This is a genomic window from Novosphingobium sp. SG754, assembly GCF_013149315.1.
Taxonomy (GTDB): Bacteria; Pseudomonadota; Alphaproteobacteria; order Sphingomonadales; family Sphingomonadaceae; genus Novosphingobium; species Novosphingobium capsulatum.
On sequence record NZ_JABGCC010000005.1, the window covers coordinates 33,333 to 54,527 of the forward strand.

Below are 21,195 nucleotides of genomic sequence, written 5' to 3' on the forward strand. Positions count from 1 at the left end.
GCGGAATGGGCGGCGCCAGCGCGATCGCGATCGTACCAACGTTGCCCAAATAAGCCGCGCGCCTCTATGCCGCTGAAACCGTTGGCTTGGTGCTGAGCAGCACCCAAAGCAGCGCCGCGCCAATCATGTCCATGAGCGACAGCGCGACGAACAGCGGGTTGTAGCCAAAGACATCGGCGCTTTTGCCAATGGCGAGCGTGAACAGCATGCCACCGATCCACGCGATCGATCCCGCCATGCCGCTTACCGTGCCAACGGTGCGGGAATTGAACAAATCGGCGCACAGCGTGATCAGCGCGCCGTTGAGCATCTGGTGGGCGAAACCACCGACGCAGAACAGCGCAATGGCCAGCCCCGGCGAACCGGCAAGGCCGATGCAGGCCGGGCCGATCATGCACAGCGCGCCCACGGCCATGGTCACTTTGCGCGAGGCCACCACGCCGGCACCACGCCGCATGAGGTAGCCCGGCAGGATGCCCGCGCCCAGCGATCCGAAATCGGCAGCCAGGAAGGGCAGCCAGGCCCACAGCGCAATCGCCTTGAGATCCAGCTTCCATACCGAGACGAGGTAGAGCGGGATGAAAAAGTTGAACGTCTGCCACGCCGGTTCGGCCAGAAAGCGCGGCAGGGCAATCGCCCAGAACGATCGGGATTTGAGGATATCGAACCGCGATGACACCATCTCGGTGGCAACGTCCGCGCCGGGATCATGCAACGGCCGCTCCTCGGGGCGTGGCGATCGATAGGTGAACCACCACAACAGCGCCCACGCCAGGCTGAGCGCCCCGGTAACCAGGAAGGCAGACTGCCAACCCCACCACAGGATGCAGAACGCCACCAAGGCCGGCGCGACCATGCTGCCAACGCTCGTGCCCATTTGAAAGCAGCTGGTGGCAAGCGGGCGCTTTTGCGCCGGAAACCACTCTGAAACCACCTTGGCACCGGCGGGAATGGCCGCCGCTTCGGTGGCGCCGAGGGCCGCGCGAAACACGGCCAGGCTGGGCCAGCCGGTGGCGAAAGCGTGCCCCATATTGGCCAGCGCCCAGCCAAGCGCGAAAATGAAGAACCCCAGCCGTGTGCCAAGCACATCAAGCACCGTGCCCGCCACGGTCTGCATCACGGTATAGCTGGCCTGGAACGCCAGGACGACCCAGCTGTATTGCTCGGTCGTCATGCCGAAGCTGTCTTTCAGCGTCGGCGCCGCCACCGACAGCGTCGAGCGGGCAAGATAGTTCATGATCGTGCCCAGCGTGACCAAGCCGATCATCCACCAGCGCAACTGACCTTTTGCCATGTGTCGATGTCCCTGGTTCAGGCGCGGGTTGCCGGGGCCAGCGGCGCGTAGGCCGCCCGGTCCAGCTGCGGAATGGCACCGGCCTGCTGAACCACGGCGGCGGCCAGGCGATGGCCGGCCAGGCCGCAGTCGCGCGGCGCCAGGCCTTGCAGCCTTGCCGCCAGGTAACCGGCGTTGAAGGCGTCGCCCGCCCCGCTGGTGTCCACTGGCCGCACCACCTGGGGCGGCGGCAGGATCGTGCCATCGGGCAGCCGGCACCCCCGCGCGCCCAGCTTGACGATCACTTCCTGGCACCCCAGACGCTGCCAGTGGCTGGCGCACGCCTCCAGGTTGGTGGGCGAGATATCGTCCTCGTCCTGCAGCGTGGGAAAGCCGATATCGGCCCGCGCGATCGCGGCATCGCGCCAGGACGCCGCTTCGCCGGCACTGGGCCACAGCCGCGGGCGATAGTTGCCGTCAAACGCGACAAGGCCGCCCCGCGCCCTGACTCTTGCTGCCAGGTCGAGCAAGGCGCGGCGCCCCTCGACCGGCAGGATGGCAAGCGAAATCAGCGAAAACACCAGGACGCGGGCCGCTTCGGCCAGGGCAACGGCCGCTGCCATGCCCGGCAGGGCAAACATGTCGCGCGCAGCGCTGGCATCGCGCCAGTAGTGGAACGAACGCTCGCCATCGCCATCGGTGCGGATGGCGTAGAGGCCCACGGCGCGGGTGGGATGGGCCAGCACCAGCGAGACATCGAGCCCTTCGGCCACCCATCCCGTGCGCAGATCCTGGCTGAAGGGATCATTGCCCAGCGCCGTCAGGAAGCCGGTGCGCCATCCGCTGCGTGCCAGATGCAACGCGGTATTGAGCGCGTCGCCGCCCTGGCCAAAGCCACGCCCGGCCCCTGCGTCGGCAAGTTCGACCATGGCTTCACCCACGCAGACCACATCGAAGGCAGGTTCCACCATGGTTCAGCGCCGCGGCAGGACAGTGATGGCAGAGACGACCGCCTCGCCCTTCACCGGCACGAAATCGATCGTCACCACGCCGTCTGTCGCCGTGACCGGAAACGAGCGCGTCACTTCGACCAGCGGCCCACCTGCGGCGCCGGCAATGTCAAAACCCTTGAGCACGGCCTGGCCATTGGCCGCGACGTCAAAGATGCGGCTGCCCGGTTGTTCCGCAGGCTCGACAAAGGTCAGCGACACGGTGAACGCGCCGGGGCCGGTGGGAATGCGATAGCTGAACGCTCCGGCGCGGAACGTTGCAGCCAGATCGCGGTTGCGCGTGCCGGCAATCTCGGGGCGGACGGGCGCGCGGCCACGGGCGAAGACATCCACCGACCGCGCCGTTCCGCCGCTGAAGAACGCATCCGATCCGAACACGGCATCGGGCGCATGCGCCGCGACCAGGGCGCCCGCATCGATCCGGAATGCACCGGCCTGGGCGCTGGCCAGTTGCCATTCGATCCGATCCGCCACCGCGCCCGTCGCGAATTGCCCCGTGGCTGTCAGAACATTGGTGCCCGCGGCGAGCGCCACGCCTGACCAGACACAGACCCGGTTCGGGCAATCGGTCTTCCCCCCCAGGCTGCGCCCGTTGAGCGCCAGTTCGGTGCGCGGTGCATTGCTATAGACCCGCACGTCGGTGACCGGGTAGGCGCGCTGGGTATAGCGACGCCCGGTGATATGCACGGTGGGCGCGGCAGACCAGTTGGCCCGGTAATAATAGAACGCGTCCTTGCGGATCGTGCCATCATAGGTGACCAGGCCCTTGGTGTTGACGTCGACCGAGTCCCCCTCGCGCCGGACGGTCGAGCCGAAATCGAACGCATTCCACAGCCACGTCCCGAACAGCCATGGCCGATCCCGCAGCAAGGGCCAGGTCTGCTCGTGGACCCAGGCCTGATACCCTTCCGGTTGGCGCGGCCCGGCTATGTCGGCCGGGCCACCGGCGGGGTCATCGGTCTGGTAGGTCAGCGCGCCGCCGGCGCCATATTCGGAAAGGGCGAGCGGCTGATGGGGATACTTGGCACGAAGGCCATCAAGATAGGGGCCGATCCCTGCGGGCTTGCCATAATACCAGCCGTAATACCGGTTAACCGCCGTGGCTTGCGTCAAACCGACGATATCGGGGGCAGCCGGATCACCCTGGCAGCACGCCGCCATGACCGTCGGTCGCGAAGGGTCGTCCTGGCGTGCCTGCTGGTCGAGCAGACGGACCAGCGCCTTGGGATCGGCAATCGCCGCAGGTGGCTTGCCCAGGAAATCCGGGCGATTGGGCCCGAAATCAACCTCGTTGGCCACGCCCCAGAACGCCACCGCGGGATGATTGAAGTTCTGGCGGATCAATTCCGCGAGCTGCTGCTGCGCATTGCCCACCAGTGCCGTGGTGGGGTTGATCGCCTCACCCTGGGTCCATTGCGTGACCAGCGGAATCTCGTCCCACAGCACCAGGCCATAGCGGTCGGCCAGCGTGTGGATCGTCTCGCCGTGCTGGTAATGGGTAAGCCGTATGGTGTTGGCCCCCATGTCGCGGATGGTGGCGAACGTCCTGGCGATATCCGCCTCGCTCATCGCCCAGTCAGACGTTTCGGTATCCTGGTGCAACCCCACGCCGTGCAGAGCCAGCACCTTGCCGTTGAGCAGGAAACCGCGTTGCGGATCGATGCTGACCTGGCGGATCCCGAAAGGTTGCGCGACCGTGTCGACCACGCGGCCGCGTCCATCGACGACGTCGACGATCAGGCGATAGAGGTAGGGATCGGCGGTGCCCTGCCACAGATGCGGCCTGGCCACCGCCAGGTCCTGCTGCTGTTCCGATACCTGGGCCATCGGCACGCGAAAGACCGCGCGGGCCTGGGCCGCAACGCGCCCCTGGGCATCGACCAGGCGCGCCACCACGGCGCCGTTGGCCAGGCGCCCGGTGTCGTTGGCCAGGCGGGTACGGACACGGACCTGCGCCGCGCCGGCGGAAATGCTGGTCGTCGTCGCATAAACACCCGGCCCGCCGTGGTCGAGCAGGTCGATATGCAGCGGATTGGTGACGATCAGGCGCACCGGCCGATAGAGCCCGCCGCGCACGAAGAAATCGCCGCTCAAGGGCAAAACGTCGGCCGTGGCACTGCCGGCGACCGGAGCGCTGTTGTCCACGCGCACGGCCACGATATTGCTGGCGCCCGGGCGCAGGGCCGACGTGGCATCAAAGCGAAAACGGCTGAACCCACCGGCGTGCGAACCGAGCCTGACGCCGTTCACCCAGACTTCGGCAATGCGGCTTGCGGCATCGAACTCCAGCCACACCTTCTCGCCGCTGGCCCGTGCTGGTGAGGGAAAACGAAGGCGATACCAGCCCACGCCCTGATACTTGGCGACCGTGCCCGCCGTGTTGGGCCCCACTCCGACCCGGGGCTCGTAATAGCCGATCCGGTTCCAGGTATGCGGCACCCGCACGGGCTGCCACGCGGCATCGTCGAATGCCGGTTGCGCCGCGCCGGCCGGGTCACCCTGGATAAAGCGCCAACCATCGGCAAGGACAACGGCGCTGCGCGCCTCAGCGCCAGCCTGCGTCGCCGCGGCCGCAGCACCCCTGTCCCTGGCCTGCGCCGTCACCGCAAGCAACGCGCCAATTGCCAGTCCTGCAAGCCAGTTTGCCTTCACGGTAGACCCTCTCGTTCGTTGTTATCGGCGGTGCTTCAGGCCGTCACCAGTTCCACATCGTGCCGTCTTCGAGGCGGGCGACCGGAAGATAGGCGGGCTTGTAGGGATACTTGGCCGCCAGCTTTTCATCGATATCGACGCCGTGCCCCGGGGTTTCGCCGCAGAACAATTCGCCGCGCTCGAAGTGGTAGTCATGCGGGAAGACCGCGTCGGTCTCGGGCGTGTGGCGCATGTATTCCTGGATGCCGAAGTTGGGCACCCAGGTATCGAAGTGCAGCGCGCAGCCCATCGTCACCGGCGACAGGTCGGTGGCGCCATGGCAGCCCGTGCGCACCTGGTAGAGGCTGGCAAGATCGGCAATGCGGCGCAGGTGGGTCAGGCCGCCGGCGCCGACCACGGTCGCGCGGATGTAATCGATCAACTGGTTCTGGATCAGGTCCTTCGCGTCCCAGATCGTGTTGAAGATTTCACCCACGGCAAGCGGCGTCACCGTATGCTGGCGCACCAGCTTGAACGCCTCCTGGTTTTCCGCAGGCGTGCAATCCTCCAGCCAGAACAGCTGGTATGGCTCGAGCATCTTGCCAAGGTTGGCCGCCTCCTGCGGGGTGTAGCGGTGGTGGCCATCGTGCAGCAGGTGGTGGTCAAAGCCGTAGGTCTTGCGCAGTTCCTCGAACAGCTTGGGCACATAGTTCAGCGCCTTGCGCGTATCCCACCCGGTCACCGAGGGCAGCGCAGCATCGGCCGGCTCGTAATAGAGCTTGCCCCGGCCCACGCCATAGGCATCCTTGATGCCGGGAACCCCGGTCTGGGCGCGGATCGCCTTGTAGCCCAGGTCGATATAGTGGCCGACCGCCTCGACCGTTTCGGCAATGTCGCTGCCATTGGCATGACCATAGACCATGATCCCGTCGCGGCTGCGCCCGCCGAGCAACTGGTACACCGGCATGCCGGCCATCTTGCCCTTGATATCCCACAGCGCCATGTCGACCGCCGCAATCGCGCGCATCGTCACCGGGCCGCGCCGCCAATAGGCGCCACGGTAAAGATACTGCCAGATATCCTCGATGCGGCGCGGGTCCATGCCGATCAGGCAGGGAATGACGTGCTCTTCCAGATAGGCCACCACCGAAAGCTCGCGCCCGTTGAGCGTGCCATCACCGATGCCATAGACGCCCTGATCGGTTTCGATCTTGAGCGTCACGAAGTTGCGCCCCGGGCAGGTGACGATGACGCGCGCACCGGTGATCTTCATGTTCGTTGGGCCTCACAAAGCGATTCAATTGTGGTAAGACCGATTGATCGACCGATTTCGGTCTGTCAAGTTTTGAAAATTGGCATTACCAAAAAACGAGGCGTCATGACGAACGGCAAAACCAGCGAGCGACTGTACCAGGACGTGGCCCGATCGCTGGTCGAGGAACTGGCCGCGGGGCGCTTTCCGGTGGGCACCCGGCTTCCGGCAGAGCGCGAACTGGCGTTGCGCTTCGACGTAAGCCGGCCCACCGTGCGCGAGGCGATGATCGCGCTGGAAGTGCAGGGCTTCGTGGAAGTCAGGCTGGGTTCGGGGGCCTATGTCCTGCGCCTGCCCAACGAGGGCGATCGCCCGGGTTTCGATGTCTCGGCGTTCGAGCTGACCGAGGCGCGCCTGTTGTTCGAAGGCGAAGCGGCCGCGCTCGCCGCCACCCAGATCACCGATGAAGAGCTGACCGAGGTTGCGCGCCTGGTCGATGATATTGCGCAGGAAAACAACGATCCCGCCGGAACGGAACGCGCCGATCGCGAATTCCACCTGGCCATCGCCCGCGCGACCCGCAACTCGGCCATCTACAATGCGATCGAGCAACTGTGGGACTTGCGCCAGACCTCGCCCGAAGCCGCCCTGCTGCACAGCAAGGCACGCACCGCCAATGTAAAGCCCGTGGTGGAAGAGCATTGCGCGGTGCTCGATGCCTTGCGCAGCCGCGATGCCAACGCGGCCCGCGCCGCCATGCGTGCCCACCTCGCCGCCGTGCTCGACGGCCTGCTATTTGCCACCGAGGAGCAAGCCCTTGCCCAGGCACGCCGCGCCACGCAGGCCAAGCGGGAGCGGTACACGCGGGCAACGGCATAAACTGCTCTACTCTAGGGTAGCGACCGCGGTTCAGATTGGGAGCCCCCTCACAGCAAATCACCGCCGGCTTGGCCTTCCGGAGCCACCCGCATGGCCCGCGTCTCGGCCCCCATGGCCAGACGCCATTGCATGGCCTCGTCAGCACCGGGTCCCGGCGCCACGCGCAACGGCGTTGCGCCGGTCGGCATCCCGGTTTCGGCATCGGCAAGCACCAGTTGCACGGGCCGCCCTGACGTGGCCTGCTCGATCCGCAGCGGCGCGTCCTGCCCGGCACGGCGGCGCCACGTATCCCCGATCTGCACCATCGCCTGGAGCAGCAAGGCCAGATCCTGCCCACGCAGCGTGGGCACATAGTCATGGCGGGGCGGGCGCGCCTGGTAGAGCCTCTTCTCGATCAGCCCGGCTTCTTCCAGGCTTTTGAGCCGGTCCGACAAGGTCGCGTTGGTTGCCCCGGTCGAGCGGCGTAGATCGTCATAGCGGGTCAGCCCCATCAGCACATCGCGCATGATCAGCAGGCCCCAGCGGTCTCCCACCGCTGCCATGACTTCGGCAATCGAGCAGGCCATGCCGTCAAAACTCTTGGATCGCATCGTCGGCGCCTTTCCAAAATTCCGTGACTCTTATTATTGGAGTTAATAGGCTCTCATCATGAGAGTCGGCTCTCTACCTTGCAACCCAGGAGTCACGCATGGATGAAATTTCCCGCATATTCGTCGTCGGTGCCACCGGCGCCCAGGGCCTTCCGGTGGTCCGCGGACTGGTACAGGATGGTCGCTACAGGGTTCTGGCGCTGACTCGTGACAAGAACTCGGCCCGGGCGCGCGCTTTGGCGCAATGGGACCAAGTCGATTTTCTGGAAGGCACGTTTGCCGATGAGGCCGTGCTGCGCGCCGGGATGCGCGCTTGCCAGGGCGTGTTCCTCAACATCGATGGCTTCAACACCGGCGAAAAGACCGAGACTTATTGGGCGATCCGCGCCTACGAAATCGCAATCGAGGAAGGTGTGCGCTTCTTCGTCTATGGCAATCTCGATTACACGCTCAAGCAGGCGGGCTACCGCTCGATGTTCCGCACCGGCCACTATGACGGCAAAGGCCGCATGGGCGAATGGATCCTGGCGCAGACCCGCGACAACGCCGGGCGCATGGGCAGCGCGCTGTTCACCACCGGCCCCTACATGGAAATGGCATTCTCGGCGCAGACGCCGATGACCCCGGCTGTGGAAGAGGGCGTGCTGACCTGGCGCGTGCCACTGGGCCAGGGCGCCGTTGTCCACGTCGCGCTGGAAGACTGCGGACACTACGTGCGCTGGCTGTTCGACCATCGCGACCGGGCCAACGGCATGGACCTGGCCGTCGGCATCGAGCCGGTGCGCTATGCCGATCTGGCTGCCGCGTTCACGCAGGTGACCGGCCATCCGGCCCGCTACGTCGATACGGACCTGGACAGCTATTTCGCGCGCTTCGGCGGGATCGCCGCGCTTCCCGCCGGCTACAACGCCGATCCCAAAGACAAGAGCACGATGAGCTTTCGCGACAACTTCACCGGCTTCTGGAACACGTGGAAGCACGAGATCATCACGCGCGACTATGCCCTGCTCGATGAAATCCACCCCGGCCGGATCAAAAGCGCGCAAGACTGGATTTGCCGCCATGAGCAGCAGGCGGCAGCGTCAGGCGGGGAAAGTCTGTGGCAGCGGGTGCAGCCTGATACCCTGCCTGGCCGCCCGATCCTCAAGCTGAGCGAAGACCACCGGCGCGGCATCCTCTGAGCCTTGCGGGCGGCCCGAAGGTTTCGGGCCGCCCCGGCCTCACGCGGGGACCGGCGCGCCCGCCGCTGCGTGCGCGCGGCGCAAGGTGCCGAGCAGCACCAAGGAGGCGACCACGCCCATGATGCCAGCGACCACGAAGGCCAGGGCATAGCTGCCGCTCTGCTGACGGATCACCCCGGCGCCAAACGCGGCGAAAGCGGCGCCCAATTGGTGCCCGGTCTGGATCCAGCCAAATACGATCGGCGCTTCCTGTTCGCCAAAGGCCTCGTTGGCGAGCTTCACCGTCGGCGGCACCGTGGCGATCCAATCCAGGCCATAGAACACGGCGAAGACCGCCAGACTGGTGGTATCGAAGCTGAGGAACGGCAGCGCCAGCAGCGAGAGGCCGCGCAGCCCGTAATAGACGATCAGCAACACGCGCGGATTATAGCGATCGGTCAGCCAGCCAGACGCGGTGGTGCCGAACAGGTCGAAGAAACCCATGGTGGACAACAGCCCGGCTGCGGCCACCGGGGCAATGCCATGGTCCCCGCAGAACGCGATCATGTGCGTGCCGACCAGGCCATTGGTGGTCAGGCCACAGACAAAGAACGTGCCGAACAGCAGCCAGAACATCGGCTGCCGCGCCGCGCGCCACAACACGCTGAGCGCCAAGCCGGCGGTGCGGGCCTGGCGCGGCGCAGGCGGCGGCGGGCTGTCGGGCCCTTCGCCAAAGCGGCGCGTGCCGATGTCGGCGGGATGTTCGGGCACGACCAAGGCCACCAGCGGCACCAGCGCCAGGCAGACCAGGCTGACCGCCAGAACCACCGGCCGCCACGCGCCGTCACGCGAAAGCCAGGCCAGCAGCGGCAGGAAAATCAGCGCGCCCGTGGCTGTACTGGCACTCAGCAGGCCCATGACCAGCCCCTGCCGCGTGGCGAACCAGCGATTGACCACCGCCGCTCCCAGCACCGAGGCAACCGCGCCGCTGCCGATGCCCGACAATACCCCCCAGGTCAGCACATAGTGCCAGGGCAGCCGCATCCACAGACTGGCAAAGGTGGCGAGCGACATCAGCGTGAGCCCGGCCAGCATGGTGCGGCGAATGCCGAACGAAACCATCAGTGCCGCGGCAAAGGGGCCGACCAGGCCATAGAGAAAGATGCCGATCGCGGCGGCGAACGAGATCGTTGCCCGGTCCCAGCCGAAGTTGACCTGCAAAGGCACCATCAGCACGCCGGGCGTGGCGCGCAGCCCGGCCGAGACCAAAAGCGCCAGGAATGTCGCCGCAACGATCAGGATCAGGTGAAGGCGCGCGGGCACCAACCCGGTCTTGTGCAGCAGGCGGCTCATGCCTGGCTTCCCTGCGCCAGCGTGACAAGGTCACCCAGCGCCGCTTCCACGCCGGCCCAGCGCTCTGGGCCAAACGCGCCGATCATGCGCCGCTGCGCCTCTTCCCAGGCGCCTTGCGAATTGGCCACCGCGTCGCGTCCCTGCGCCGTCAGGCGCGCCTGCTTGGCGCGCCCCTTGCCCTCGGCAACAGCGATCCACCCTTCCCGCTCCAGCGGCTTGAGCGTGCGGTACAGCGTGGTCCGGTCCATCACCAGCACGTGGGCCAGGTCCATCAGCGGCACCGGTTCGTGCCGCGCGATATTCCGCAAGACCGCAAACTGGGTGAGCGACAGGGCAGACCCTTCCATGACCTCGTCATAGAAGCGGGTCATCGCGCGCGCGGCCTTGCGCAGCGCGTTGCAGGCGCAAGCCACGCCATCGATCGAAAGCGAATTATGATGCATATGCATCATTTAGCCGTCGCACGCATTTCGGTCAACGATCGAGCCGCCTGGGGCTTGCCCGCTGACCAACAACAGCGCGTGGTCGCGAATATTCTGCCGCCGTGCCGCCACCTTGGCCGCAAAAGCATCGTCATCACAGGCAAACAGCGCGCGGCATCATCGACCGCTGCTTGCCACCGACAATAACAGTGATGTTCCATGAGGCAAGAAATGGCTGTTTTCAGCCATTTGGCGATTTCCTGAGCAGCCCTGAAAACCGCTCGCGTGGCTAACTGCTCTGCCCCGGCTACACGAGTGCCGACAAGCAGATGTTTTCGGCGGCACCTGTGTCGCGATCCATGGTGTAATCGCCCTAATTGCGGTCGTTCAGAGCCTCTGACCCTGCCGCCGAAACCGACCGTTCGTCCATATGCCAAGTACCAGTTCACCGGGCAATGCCGTGAGCCTGCACTCTGATCAAATCTCACTTCGATGCGCCACAGCGAAGGCGTGACCATACATTGCCTGTGCCAAGTAACTTGCTACACCATGCCTCGGGCAATGGATGAGAGGCTTCGAGATGAACGGTGAAGCGCAGGAGCAAGAAGGCCCACCGTCGCAAGTGTCACTGTTCTCTTTGTTCAATCTGCGCCTGGTCATCGGTTTTGCGCAGGGCATCTGCGCTTGGGCATTGCTGGAACTTTTGCCCAAGGCCTCAGGGTACACCAAACAGCCCGATGTCATGCAATGGTGGCCCTATCGGCATCCCGGCGTGTTTGCCGCGCTTTGCCTCATCGTGGCAATCCTGCCGGTGATCGCACTGGCAGAAGTCGGGCGCATGGCCAAACGGCCCCTGGCCATCTATCTGGCAGTCGCATGCGCGGTGTTGGCCAGCTTGGCGGGCTACGATATCTGGCGTGATCCTGTCGAGAATGGTTGGGGCGCCGCCACCAACCGCATTTGGCCCTCGTTCACGCTGATGTTCTGCGCTGGGATCGGCACTTTCATCGTCAATCAGTTGCTGGAGCACAAGGCGCGCGGTGCCAGCCTGTGGTCCCGCTATGCCGACCATTTCGAAGACAGTTGGATGCGCGCCTTCCAGTTCTTGCTGTCGCTGATTTTTACGGCGCTGGTATGGGGCGTCATCGAACTGGGGCGGGCACTGTTCGGGCTCATCCATCTCGACTGGTTCGGGCATATGATCGAGCATAACTGGTTCCGGTGTCCGTTACTCGCGCTCGCTTTCGCCGCCTCGGTGCACATCACCGACGTACGCCCGGCCTTGTTGCACGGGATGCGCAATTTGGGGCTGACGCTGCTGGCGTGGTTGTTACCGCTGGTGGTGGTGCTGGGCTGGGGGTTCCTGCTGGGGCTGGTGTTCACCGGCCTCACCCCCTTGTGGGGCACGCGGTTTGCGGCATCGATCCTGCTGTGGGCAGTGGTTGTCACGCTGGTCCTGCTGAATGCGGCTTACAAGGATGGCGACCAGCCTACCCCGGCGGTGATCCGTTGGGCAGGACGCGTCGCGCCGCCGATGATGCTATTGATGACGCTGCTCGCCACCTATGCCATTGCCCAGCGGGTGGGTCAGTATGGCTGGACGCCGATGCGACTACGCTCCGCGATGGCGGCGACCATCGGGTTGATTTACGCGGCGGGTTACACCCGCGCGGCGGTGCTGAAGGGGCCGTGGCTCAAGGGCATCGAACCTGTCAATATCGCCGCAAGCCTCGGGATTGTGGCCGTTCTGGTGCTGAAACTGACCCCCATCGCTGATCCGGCGCGGATTTCGGTCAACAGTCAGGTTGCACGATTGACCTCGGGCAAGCTGGCGGCGGCGAAGTTCGATTATCAGTTCCTGCGCTTCAATTCTGGGGGCTATGGCACGAATGCGCTTGCCGCGCTGGCGGGCAGCAGTACGCCGGAAATCGCGATGCGTGCCAGACAGGCGCAAGTCCTCCAGCATTTTTCGTACAGCGACGGCGGCGACACCCCCGACCCTGCCCAGACCGAGCCTGCCTTCACCCATGCCTCGGTCTATCCCAAGGGCGCCCGACTACCTGATGGTTTCCGCAAGACCAAATGGGCGGATTCGTTGGATTATTTTGCCGGACCGGATTGCATGAAAAACGGTGCACCATGCGATGTCATCGTGCTGCCGGGCAAGGATTCTGGTGCGCCGTTGCTGCTGGTCATCGACGGGCCAGCGCCATCCGACAAGCCGGCTACCGCCAAACGAGACGTGCCCCAAGTCGTCATCCAAGCAGAAGCGAACACGTATGGCGGCTCCTCGCCAGTGTACGGCCTAGACGCCCATGGCAAATGGGCGAAAATTGGCGCGCTCAGCTCCGTGGGCTGTGCAGGGGTGCGTGAAGCGTTGCGCCGTGGGGAGGCTGTTCCATCAAGGCCCTTGCACGATGATATCATCGCCGGTGGTCAGCATTTGACCTTTACTGTCGAGAACACAGTCGTTTGCCCGACCGCCCCCCAGCCACGCGCAACACCGACCGTCGCCGTTCCCGTCGATGCATCGGCGCCCAGTGGTATGGGCCCTGCTTTTGGCAAACCGGGCGGACTGTAAGAACAGCAAATTTGGTGAAGGAACGCTGACAAAGCCGACCTTGCCAAGCCCAATAACTTGCGTCGGAAGCAGCCATACATTCACGATCATGCGGGCGGCAGATGCCGCGCCATACGGGCCTTGAGCAATTCCACCAGCTCCGACTGCATGAAGGCATATTCGTCCGGAATATCCAGGCAGATCACGCGCTGCCCGCGCAAAGCCCCGCGGAATCGCCGCTGCAGCTTGGCGCGGTGCTGCTTTTCCATCACGACGATCACATCGGCCCATGATACCAGTTCAGCGGTCAGCGGGTTTTCCGCATCATGATTGGTGCCGGCAGAAGACACTTCCAAACCAGGGTAATGGGCGAACACTTGCTCTGCCGTCGGGCTGCGGAGACGGTTCTGGCTGCAAACGAACAGAATGGTTTTCAAGCAACGCCCCGCACAAAAATCGCCAGCCCATTGTTGAATGACTTGCCCAGCAGGTCAATCCGAACTATCGCCGCTGCCAGCCAAGACCGGCCTGTTTTTGAACAAGGAAAGGAGAAGACCATGCGCGCAGCATTCGCCCGCACCACACATCACTTCTTATTTCCCTGTGTTCAGGAACAGATTGCATGGGCAATTCTATCGCAGGCGAACCGTTTCGCCTGATGGCTTTTCGCGGCCATCGCGCCGCTGATTTTACCGACATCGTTATCCTTGTTGCTTTTCGCTTTGGCCAAAACCGTGGCCGGGGTGGTGCGCAATGAGCGCCATAACCCTGATTGCCACGGATCCAGCGCGTTTCGATCCCGTGGCGCTCGATCAACTCGAAGCGTGCGCGCGTTATGACGGAATGGCGCGCATTGTCGGCCTGCCCGATCTGCATGCCGGCAATGGCATTGCCGTGGGCGCGGCCTTCTGGTCGCCAAGCCACGTCTGGCCGCATCTCGTCGGTAGCGACATCGGCTGCGGCATGGCCTTGTGGGAAACCGACTGCCTCGTGCGCAAGTTTCGCCTCAGTGCGATCGAACGCAAGTTGCATGGGCTCGACGCGCCTTGGGCAGGCGATCATGCGGAGTCTCTGGCCGAGGTTGGACTCCCGCCGCATATCGCCAGTCCGGCGCTGGGCACGATTGGTGGTGGCAACCACTTCGTCGAATTCCAGCGCATCGAAGCCATTGCCGATGAGACACGCTTTGCCGACCTGGGCCTGCGTCATGATCGCGTGTGGATGATGGTTCACAGTGGCTCGCGCGGGTTGGGACAAGCCATCCTGCAGGCGCATCGCCAAGCAGACGCGCGCCAAGGCATTCCTGCTGGGCATGCCAAGGCGAAAGCCTATCTGGCAGAGCATGACGCGGCGCTGGCATGGGCTATCCTCAACCGCCGGATCATCGCCCGGCGCTTTTGCGAGAGCCTTGGGTTTGGAGGCCGTCGCATCCTGGATATCTGCCACAACAGCGTGACGCCGCATCGGGGCGGATGGCTGCACCGCAAAGGGGCGGCGCCGGCCGATCGCGGGCTGGTGACCATCCCGGGCTCGCGTGGCGATTTCAGCTATCTGGTCGAACCCATCGCGGAAGCAGCCGATCATGCGCTTCATTCGCTGGCCCATGGCGCGGGGCGCAAGTGGAGCCGAAAGGATGCCCACGCGCGCCTTTCGCGCCGCTTCAAGGTGGCTGATCTGCAACGCACCGCGCTTGGCAGCCAGGTGATCTGCGAGGATCGCCGCCTGATCTTCGAAGAAGCGCCCGACGCCTACAAGGATATCGGCATGGTCATCGCCGATCTGGAACAAGTTGGGTTGATCCGCGTGATTGCCAAGCTGCGCCCCTTGCTCAGCTACAAGACGAGGGCAGCATGAACGAGGTGATCCTGCATATCACGGCGGGCAAGGGCCCACAGGAATGCTGCTGGGTGGTGGCAGGACTGGCCCGCGCCTTTACGCGGGAGGCCAAGGCGGCGGGGCTGGAATGCGCATTGCTGGATGGGGCGGAGGCGTTGCCCGCGTCCGTCCTGCTGCGCATCGCTGGCGAGGGATCGGCGGTCTTTGCCGCCCAGCGTATCGGTACCAACCAGTGGATCGGCAACAGTCCCTTTCGTCCTACCCACAAGCGGCGCAACTGGTTCGTTGGCGTATCCTTGGCACCTACGCCTGAAGAGATGATCGATCTGGAAGAGGAGGATATCGATTATCAGGTGATGCGCGCCAGTGGGCCGGGCGGCCAGCATGTCAACAAGACCGACAGTGCCGTGCGGGCAACGCACCGGCCAACCGGCCTTGTCGCCATGGCGCAGGAGCAGCGCTCGCAGCACGCCAACCGCAAGCTGGCGCGGCTGAAACTGGCAATCATGCTGCAAGCGCGACACCAGCAGGCCACAGAAGAGGGGCGCCGAGTGCAATGGCAAGTTCATCAGGAGCTTGAACGTGGCAATGCGGTTCGGGTCTATGCCGGTGAACGGTTTCAGCTAAAATCGGCTTGAATTCGCATCGGTGGGTGGGCTCGCGTTCACCCACCGATCTTCCGGAGATATCGGATTGTTGTCCCAAGACCTTGCCGCATTGCCGCTGGTTCTCGATGCCTGCGCTTTCGCCACGCGCATGCACGGCAAGCAGCAGCGCAAATACACCGGCGAGCCCTATGTGCTGCATTGCCTGGAAGTGGCACGAACGGTGGCGGACGTTGGTGGAACGCCCACAATGATTGTGGCGGCCCTGCTTCACGATGTGATCGAGGATACCGAGGCAACCATCGAGGATGTCCGCGCCGCATTTGGCGAGGACATCGCGCAAGGGGTGGCATGGCTTACCGACGCCAGCCGCCCAGAAGACGGTAATCGCGCGATCCGCAAGGCGATCGACCGCGCGCACCTGGCCCGGGCCCCTGCCGAGATGAAGACCGTCAAGCTGGCCGATGTGATTTCCAACACGCGCTCGATCGTGGAGCACGGCGATGGCTTTGCGCGAGTCTATCTGCGCGAGATTTCCAGCCTGCTGGAGGTGCTGACCGAAGGCGATCCGGCGCTGTTGCGGCTGGCGCAGGCGGAAGTGGAACGGGGCACGGCCAAGTGGCTGACTTGAACAAGCTCGATCGTCTGCGTCTGACCGACCACGGCGCGCAGCTCTTTCCAGAAGCAGCCTTGGCAATTTTGCAGGATTTGACGGCGGCGATGGCTGGGCTGCCGCCTGATCAGGCTGGCGTGCGCATTCATGGTGTGCCCGCCTTGCGTCAACTTTTGGCGCCGAACAGCTCCATCGGCGCCATTGCATGCAAGGCCATTGGCGCTGCGGCCACGCCTGTGCGGGCCATTTTGTTCGACAAGAGCGCAAGCACCAATTGGTCGCTGGGCTGGCACCAGGACCGCACCATCTGCGTCCGGGAGAAGATCGAGGTCGCAGGCTTCGGGCCCTGGTCGGTCAAAGCGGGTTTGCATCACGTTGCGCCGCCCATGGAGTTGCTGTCACGCATGGTAACACTGCGCGTTCATTTCGACGATGTGCCCGCAAGCAATGCCCCGCTGTTGATTGCTCCGGGATCGCACCGCTGCGGGCGCGTGCCGGAAAGTTCGGTGGCTCAAGTGGTTGCCGCGTGTGGCATCGTCGCGTGCCTTGCCCGGGCGGGAGACGTCTGGGCTTATTCCACGCCGATCCTTCATGCTTCTGACGCGGCCAGCCAGCCCGCGCATCGCCGCGTGCTCCAGGTGGATTTCAGCGCGGACGCCTTGCCGCACGGTCTGGAATGGCTGGGCGTCTAGTGGGCTTGCCTGCCATCCCTGAAATCGTCCCACCCCAGCCCGAACCGCGCGAGATATTTGCGCAACCGGTCGGCGTCATTGGTGCTGGCCCGCTTCTCGCGCGAGGCGGCGAAGAGTGTCCGCCCGGCTTCGGACAGGGAGCGGGCAGATGCGCAAGTCGCCACGACATACGCCAGTTGCACCCGGTCAAACGGGTCGAGATCGGCCAACGCAGATGGCGATAGCCAGCGTTCCAGCCCATCGCCATCTGCGGCCCCATCGCCCCAAAGACGCTTGAGCCGCTCGATTTCCTTGGTCACCGCCGCAACATCGATCCGTCCCTTGGGCGAAAAGGTCGCCATGCGCGTCACGCTGGCGGCCAGATCGCGAAAATTGGCTGACCAGCGCGCGGCGGGAGACAGCGCGAAGGCAAGGTAATCGGCGCGCGCTTCCTTGTTGAACGTCACCCGCTCGCCTTCGCGCTCGGCATGACGGTCGAGTTCATAGTCAAGGTTGGGGGCGATATCCTCGCGCCGTTCGGCCAGGCCGGGAAGCGCGAATGTCCAGAGGTTGAGGCGGGCGTAGAGGTCTTCGCGGAAAGTGCCTGCCGCCACGCACGACGCCAGATCGCGGTTGGTCCCGACGATCAACTGGAATTCGCTCTGCGCCTCCTTGTCGGCGCCCACGGGCAGGAACCGCTTGTCCTCGATCGCGCGCAGGATCATCGCCTGCTCGTCGAGACCCAGTTCGCCGATTTCATCGAGGAACAGCATCCCGCCATCGGCACTCCGCAAAAGTCCGGCACGATCGGCCGCCGCGCCGGTAAACGCGCCCTTCTTGTGGCCAAATAGTGCCGACATCGCGCTGTCCCCACGCAAGGTAGCGCAGTTCACTTCAACAAAGCTGCCCGTCATCTGGCGCTTGAGCTTCTTGAGTTCGAAGATGCGGCGGGCGAGCTGGCTTTTGCCCGCGCCGGTTGGTCCCATCAGCAGGATCGGCGCGCGCGTGCGACCGGCCACCTGCTCGATCTCGTCGATCATGGCATTGAAGGCAGGATTGCGCGTCTCGATCCCCGATTTGAGGAAGGACGAACGCTCTGCGCTTTCGCTGGCAAAGCGCGTGGCGATGCTGTCGTAGCGCGAGAGATCGAGATCAATCACGCTCCACGTACCTGCCGCATCGGGCGCGCCGCGCCGGGGCTGGGTCTGGAGCAGGCGCCCGGGCAGATAATGCGCCTCAGTCAGCAGGAACAGGCAGATCTGCGCAACATGGGTGCCAGTGGTGATATGCACCAGCACGTCCTCAGCGTCCGGGTCCAGGGCCAGTTCGCGCGCAAGGTCAAGCAGCTTGCCGTAGACCTCCTCGAAATCCCAGGCGTCCTGGAAATCGAGAACATGCCGTTCCACCCGCGTCTCGGGCGAAACCGAGGCAATGTCCTGCGTCACATAGTCCGCAAGGCGGCCGTGCAAAGTGCCGTGGATCATCACGAAGCGATCCACGCGCAGATCCTCGTGCATGCACAGGCCTACCGACGGCCGCCACTTCGTCCAGCGCGATGGACCGAATTTGGCAGCGTCCAGCGTGGAGCCGAGGAAGCTGATGACGGTGGTGGGCCTCATGCGCGAATTTTATATCAGCTTATATGTCAGGATACAAATTGGTGAGTATATCGGATGATCGGTTTCGCTCCCGAACGGCACCCTTATTTTAATTGATAATATAATCAGTGCCTTGAACGACTTTGGCAACGCCACCCCCAAAATTGGCACGCCATCTGCAAGGTGGATGGCGTCGGGTCAGTCGAACAGCCCGACAGGTAAGCGGCAACAGGGGCGGTCGGAATGGGCCGGCCGCCCCCGGATCGCCCCTGACAGGAAATTTGCCATGGACGGCTTGCGACTTGCCAGAGCCGCACCGCCGGCACCACGATGACAATGCGGGAGGCCGGTATGGCTGAAACTACGTATGAAGTGCAGAATGTCGCAGGCGGCGTGCCGATCAAGATGTGGACACGCGGCGTGCCGGTGGAAGACGAAGCGCGCGCGCAATTGACGCGCGCGGCCAAGATGCCGTTCCTGTTCAAGCATGTCGCCGCCATGCCCGACGTGCACGTCGGCATCGGTGCCACGGTCGGCTCGGTCATCCCCACGCGCGGCGCGGTAATCCCGGCAGCGGTGGGGGTGGACATCGGCTGTGGCATGATGGCAGCGCGTACCTCACTGATGGCACATGACCTGCCCGACAATCTGGAAGGCATCCGCAGCGCCATCGAACAGGCCGTGCCGCATGGGCGCAGCGTGGGGCGTGGCCAGCGCGATCACGGTTCATGGGGCAACCCGCCGGCCGCGATTGTCGAGGCCTGGGCCGGCCTGGCGGTACGCTTTGCGCGGATCTGCGACAAGTATCCCCGGCTGAAGAACACCAACAACCTCACGCACCTGGGTACGCTGGGCACCGGCAATCACTTCATCGAACTGTGCCTCGACCAGGACGCACGGGTGTGGGTGATGCTCCATTCCGGCTCACGCGGGGTGGGCAATGCGATTGGCAGCTTTTTCATCGAACTGGCCAAGCAGGACATGCGCAAGTGGCACATCAACCTGCCCGACGAGAATCTTGCCTATTTTCCGGAAGGGACCGACCATTTCGACGACTATGTCGAAGCGGTGGGCTGGGCACAGGATTTCGCGGCGCTCAACCGGCGGATGATGATGGCCAATGTGATATCCGCTCTGCGGGGCCAAATCGCCAAGCCGTTCGACGCCGAGCTGGAAGCGGTGAACTGTCACCACAACTATGTGACGCGCGAAAACCACTTCGGCGAGAACGTGCTGGTCACCCGCAAGGGCGCGGTGCGGGCGGCCAAGGGTGTGCTGGGCATCATCCCCGGTTCGATGGGGGCGAAAAGCTTCATCGTGCGCGGCCTCGGCAATGCGGAGAGTTTTGACAGTTGTTCGCATGGCGCAGGCCGCGTGATGAGCCGCACAGCGGCCAAGCGCTTGGTCAGCCTGGCCGACCACATCGCCGATACCGAGGGCGTCGAATGCCGCAAGGATGTCGGGGTGATCGATGAAACACCCCGTGCCTACAAGCCGATCGAGGCCGTGATGGCGGCACAGGCCGATCTGGTCGAGATCGTCCACACATTGAAGCAGGTGGTCTGCGTGAAGGGGTAACTCCCCTTCACACAGCGCCCAATCGAGAAGAGCAGATGATTACGATCGATGGATCCGAAGGCGAAGGCGGTGGCCAGATGGTGCGCAATTCGTGCGCGCTGTCGCTGGTCACTGGCCAGCCTTTCCGCATCACCAACATTCGCGCCAAGCGCTCCAAGCCGGGGCTGATGCGCCAGCATGTGACCGCGGTTGAGGCTGCGGCGGCCATTTCTGGCAGCGAATGCAGCGGCCTGACGGTGGGCTCGTCCGACCTCACGTTCCGTCCCGGCACCGCGCGAGCCGGAGACTATCGCTTTGCCGTTGGAACTGCGGGCAGCACCGGGCTGGTGCTGCAGACGGTGCTGATGCCGCTGCTTCTGGCCGATGGCCCGTCGCGGCTGGTACTTGAAGGGGGCACGCACAACATGCTGGCCCCGCCGTTCGATTTTATCGAGCGCTGCTTTCTGCCGATCATCAACAGCATGGGGCCGCGCGTCTCCGCGCGCCTGGTGCGCCATGGCTTTTACCCGCGCGGCGGCGGGCGGATCGAGGTGGAGATTGCGCCGGCGCCGCTGGTGCCCGTCGACTGCACCCGGCGCGGGGATTTGCTCTGCGTGGGGGCGCAGGCGACCTATTGCGGTCTCGCCGGCGAAATCCCGCAGCGCATGCTCGATCGGGCCCGCAAGGATCTGCCCGGCTGGAATGCAGAGGACTTTGCCATTCGCAAACTGCCCGACGATCAAGGCCCCGGCGTGATCCTGATGCTGGAGGCCCGCTATCAAGAAGTGACCGAAATCGTCAGCGGCTTTGGCCAATTGGGCGTGACGGCAGAGCGATTGGGCAAGACCGCTGCGGCGCGGATGCGCGGCTATCTGGAAAGCGATGCCTTTGCCGGGCCCTATCTTGCCGATCAGCTCATCCTGCCATTCGTCTTGGCAGGCGGCGGCACGTTCACGACGGTCAAGCCCAGCCAGCATCTGGTCACCGCCATCGACATTGCGCAGCGCTTCACCGGCCGGACCGTCAGGCTCGAACAGCAAGAAGGCGGCTGTCATCGCGTCGGAGTTGAGTGACTATTGCCCTATTATCCGCCATTTAATGAGCAATGATCGCGGCAACAGAACAGGTCGTTGGTTCATCCCTCAACGCGGCGCCAACGAATGGGGACAGCCGCCAACGTTGCGG

Annotated in this window: 19 protein-coding genes; 10 read left to right on the top strand and 9 right to left on the bottom strand. The window is 64.3% G+C overall.

Features of this window, described 5'->3' with window-relative positions:
• Positions 1-64: 64 nt before the first annotated feature.
• The 4 genes from FHW97_RS13295 to manD form a co-directional block, all read right to left on the bottom strand.
• On the bottom strand, positions 65-1,294 hold the full coding sequence (locus FHW97_RS13295; protein WP_168353179.1) for an MFS transporter: 1,230 nt from the start codon (positions 1,292-1,294) through the stop codon (positions 65-67).
• A 17-nt stretch (positions 1,295-1,311) separates the two neighbouring features.
• Positions 1,312-2,244 carry a sugar kinase gene (locus FHW97_RS13300; RefSeq protein WP_168353180.1) on the bottom strand — a complete coding sequence of 311 codons (933 nt, stop codon included), beginning with the start codon at positions 2,242-2,244 and terminating at the stop codon, positions 1,312-1,314.
• 3 nt (positions 2,245-2,247) lie between these two features.
• A complete protein-coding gene (locus FHW97_RS13305) occupies positions 2,248-4,887 on the bottom strand; it encodes a glycoside hydrolase family 2 TIM barrel-domain containing protein (RefSeq protein WP_168353181.1) in 2,640 nt (879 codons plus the stop codon).
• Positions 4,888-4,978: 91 nt separating this feature from the next.
• The gene (gene manD, locus FHW97_RS13310) at positions 4,979-6,187 is read right to left on the bottom strand and encodes a mannonate dehydratase (RefSeq protein ID WP_168353182.1); all 1,209 of its coding nucleotides are present in this window, start codon (positions 6,185-6,187) and stop codon (positions 4,979-4,981) included.
• A 105-nt stretch (positions 6,188-6,292) separates the two neighbouring features.
• Here manD and FHW97_RS13315 point away from each other — a divergent pair, with 105 nt between their 5' ends.
• Positions 6,293-7,045, top strand: coding sequence for a FadR/GntR family transcriptional regulator (locus FHW97_RS13315; protein WP_054132034.1), 753 nt, complete (start codon positions 6,293-6,295; stop codon positions 7,043-7,045).
• 47 nt (positions 7,046-7,092) lie between these two features.
• On the opposite strand, the gene FHW97_RS13320 is transcribed toward FHW97_RS13315, so the two are convergent.
• Positions 7,093-7,635 carry a helix-turn-helix domain-containing protein gene (locus FHW97_RS13320; RefSeq protein WP_107718663.1) on the bottom strand — a complete coding sequence of 181 codons (543 nt, stop codon included), beginning with the start codon at positions 7,633-7,635 and terminating at the stop codon, positions 7,093-7,095.
• Positions 7,636-7,733: 98 nt separating this feature from the next.
• On the opposite strand from FHW97_RS13320, the gene FHW97_RS13325 reads away from it, so the two are divergent.
• Positions 7,734-8,816, top strand: coding sequence for an NmrA family NAD(P)-binding protein (locus FHW97_RS13325; RefSeq protein ID WP_054132032.1), 1,083 nt, complete (start codon positions 7,734-7,736; stop codon positions 8,814-8,816).
• 39 nt (positions 8,817-8,855) lie between these two features.
• Here FHW97_RS13325 and FHW97_RS13330 read toward each other — a convergent pair whose 3' ends face one another.
• The gene (locus FHW97_RS13330; RefSeq protein ID WP_168353183.1) at positions 8,856-10,148 is read right to left on the bottom strand and encodes an MFS transporter; all 1,293 of its coding nucleotides are present in this window, start codon (positions 10,146-10,148) and stop codon (positions 8,856-8,858) included.
• Entirely contained in the window at positions 10,145-10,591 is a 447-nt protein-coding gene (locus FHW97_RS13335) for a MarR family winged helix-turn-helix transcriptional regulator (protein ID WP_168353184.1), read from the bottom strand. Before FHW97_RS13335 ends, FHW97_RS13330 begins: the two co-directional genes overlap by 4 nt.
• Before the next feature lie 559 nt (positions 10,592-11,150).
• Between FHW97_RS13335 and FHW97_RS13340 the strand changes: the two genes are divergently transcribed.
• The gene (locus FHW97_RS13340; RefSeq protein ID WP_171799248.1) at positions 11,151-13,151 is read left to right on the top strand and encodes a DUF4153 domain-containing protein; all 2,001 of its coding nucleotides are present in this window, start codon (positions 11,151-11,153) and stop codon (positions 13,149-13,151) included.
• Between the two features lie 86 nt (positions 13,152-13,237).
• Here the strand turns inward: FHW97_RS13340 and FHW97_RS13345 are convergent, their stop codons facing one another.
• Positions 13,238-13,567 carry a low molecular weight protein tyrosine phosphatase family protein gene (locus FHW97_RS13345; protein ID WP_022676330.1) on the bottom strand — a complete coding sequence of 110 codons (330 nt, stop codon included), beginning with the start codon at positions 13,565-13,567 and terminating at the stop codon, positions 13,238-13,240.
• 185 nt (positions 13,568-13,752) lie between these two features.
• On the opposite strand from FHW97_RS13345, the gene FHW97_RS22225 reads away from it, so the two are divergent.
• Genes FHW97_RS22225 through FHW97_RS13365 form a run of 5 tightly spaced genes read left to right on the top strand, consistent with a single transcriptional unit; the run spans position 13,753 to position 16,876 of the window.
• On the top strand, positions 13,753-13,887 hold the full coding sequence (locus FHW97_RS22225) for a hypothetical protein (protein ID WP_255352208.1): 135 nt from the start codon (positions 13,753-13,755) through the stop codon (positions 13,885-13,887).
• Positions 13,884-14,984, top strand: coding sequence for an RNA ligase RtcB family protein (locus tag FHW97_RS13350; RefSeq protein WP_168353186.1), 1,101 nt, complete (start codon positions 13,884-13,886; stop codon positions 14,982-14,984). Before FHW97_RS22225 ends, FHW97_RS13350 begins: the two co-directional genes overlap by 4 nt.
• A complete protein-coding gene (gene prfH / locus FHW97_RS13355) occupies positions 14,981-15,604 on the top strand; it encodes a peptide chain release factor H (protein ID WP_054132027.1) in 624 nt (207 codons plus the stop codon). The genes FHW97_RS13350 and prfH overlap by 4 nt, the downstream gene beginning before the upstream one ends.
• Positions 15,605-15,659: 55 nt before the next feature.
• A complete protein-coding gene (locus tag FHW97_RS13360) occupies positions 15,660-16,202 on the top strand; it encodes an HD domain-containing protein (RefSeq protein WP_197279250.1) in 543 nt (180 codons plus the stop codon).
• Positions 16,190-16,876 (top strand): phytanoyl-CoA dioxygenase family protein, encoded by a 687-nt coding sequence (locus FHW97_RS13365; RefSeq protein ID WP_369801291.1) that lies wholly within the window; start codon positions 16,190-16,192, stop codon positions 16,874-16,876. The genes FHW97_RS13360 and FHW97_RS13365 overlap by 13 nt, the downstream gene beginning before the upstream one ends.
• On the opposite strand, the gene rtcR is transcribed toward FHW97_RS13365, so the two are convergent.
• A complete protein-coding gene (rtcR, locus tag FHW97_RS13370; protein ID WP_168353187.1) occupies positions 16,873-18,474 on the bottom strand; it encodes an RNA repair transcriptional activator RtcR in 1,602 nt (533 codons plus the stop codon). The genes FHW97_RS13365 and rtcR overlap by 4 nt on opposite strands.
• 330 nt (positions 18,475-18,804) lie before the next feature.
• On the opposite strand from rtcR, the gene FHW97_RS13375 reads away from it, so the two are divergent.
• On the top strand, positions 18,805-20,031 hold the full coding sequence (locus tag FHW97_RS13375; protein ID WP_168353188.1) for an RtcB family protein: 1,227 nt from the start codon (positions 18,805-18,807) through the stop codon (positions 20,029-20,031).
• A gap of 35 nt (positions 20,032-20,066) precedes the next feature.
• Positions 20,067-21,083: an RNA 3'-terminal phosphate cyclase gene (gene rtcA / locus FHW97_RS13380; protein ID WP_168353189.1), complete on the top strand. Its 1,017-nt coding sequence runs from the start codon at positions 20,067-20,069 to the stop codon at positions 21,081-21,083.
• Positions 21,084-21,195 lie beyond the last annotated feature (112 nt).

Bases quoted from the DNA above. Each gene is read 5' to 3' on its own strand.
- FHW97_RS13295 (WP_168353179.1), bottom strand. From the start codon at position 1,294: ATGGCAAAAGGTCAGTTGCGCTGGTGGATGATCGGCTTGGTCACGCTG.
- FHW97_RS13300 (WP_168353180.1), bottom strand. From the start codon at position 2,244: ATGGTGGAACCTGCCTTCGATGTGGTCTGCGTGGGTGAAGCCATGGTC.
- manD (WP_168353182.1), bottom strand. From the start codon at position 6,187: ATGAAGATCACCGGTGCGCGCGTCATCGTCACCTGCCCGGGGCGCAAC.
- FHW97_RS13315 (WP_054132034.1), top strand. From the start codon at position 6,293: ATGACGAACGGCAAAACCAGCGAGCGACTGTACCAGGACGTGGCCCGA.
- FHW97_RS13320 (WP_107718663.1), bottom strand. From the start codon at position 7,635: ATGCGATCCAAGAGTTTTGACGGCATGGCCTGCTCGATTGCCGAAGTC.
- FHW97_RS13325 (WP_054132032.1), top strand. From the start codon at position 7,734: ATGGATGAAATTTCCCGCATATTCGTCGTCGGTGCCACCGGCGCCCAG.
- FHW97_RS13330 (WP_168353183.1), bottom strand. From the start codon at position 10,148: ATGAGCCGCCTGCTGCACAAGACCGGGTTGGTGCCCGCGCGCCTTCAC.
- FHW97_RS13335 (WP_168353184.1), bottom strand. From the start codon at position 10,591: ATGCATCATAATTCGCTTTCGATCGATGGCGTGGCTTGCGCCTGCAAC.
- FHW97_RS13340 (WP_171799248.1), top strand. From the start codon at position 11,151: ATGAACGGTGAAGCGCAGGAGCAAGAAGGCCCACCGTCGCAAGTGTCA.
- FHW97_RS22225 (WP_255352208.1), top strand. From the start codon at position 13,753: ATGGGCAATTCTATCGCAGGCGAACCGTTTCGCCTGATGGCTTTTCGC.
- FHW97_RS13350 (WP_168353186.1), top strand. From the start codon at position 13,884: ATGAGCGCCATAACCCTGATTGCCACGGATCCAGCGCGTTTCGATCCC.
- prfH (WP_054132027.1), top strand. From the start codon at position 14,981: ATGAACGAGGTGATCCTGCATATCACGGCGGGCAAGGGCCCACAGGAA.
- rtcR (WP_168353187.1), bottom strand. From the start codon at position 18,474: ATGAGGCCCACCACCGTCATCAGCTTCCTCGGCTCCACGCTGGACGCT.
- FHW97_RS13375 (WP_168353188.1), top strand. From the start codon at position 18,805: ATGGCTGAAACTACGTATGAAGTGCAGAATGTCGCAGGCGGCGTGCCG.
- rtcA (WP_168353189.1), top strand. From the start codon at position 20,067: ATGATTACGATCGATGGATCCGAAGGCGAAGGCGGTGGCCAGATGGTG.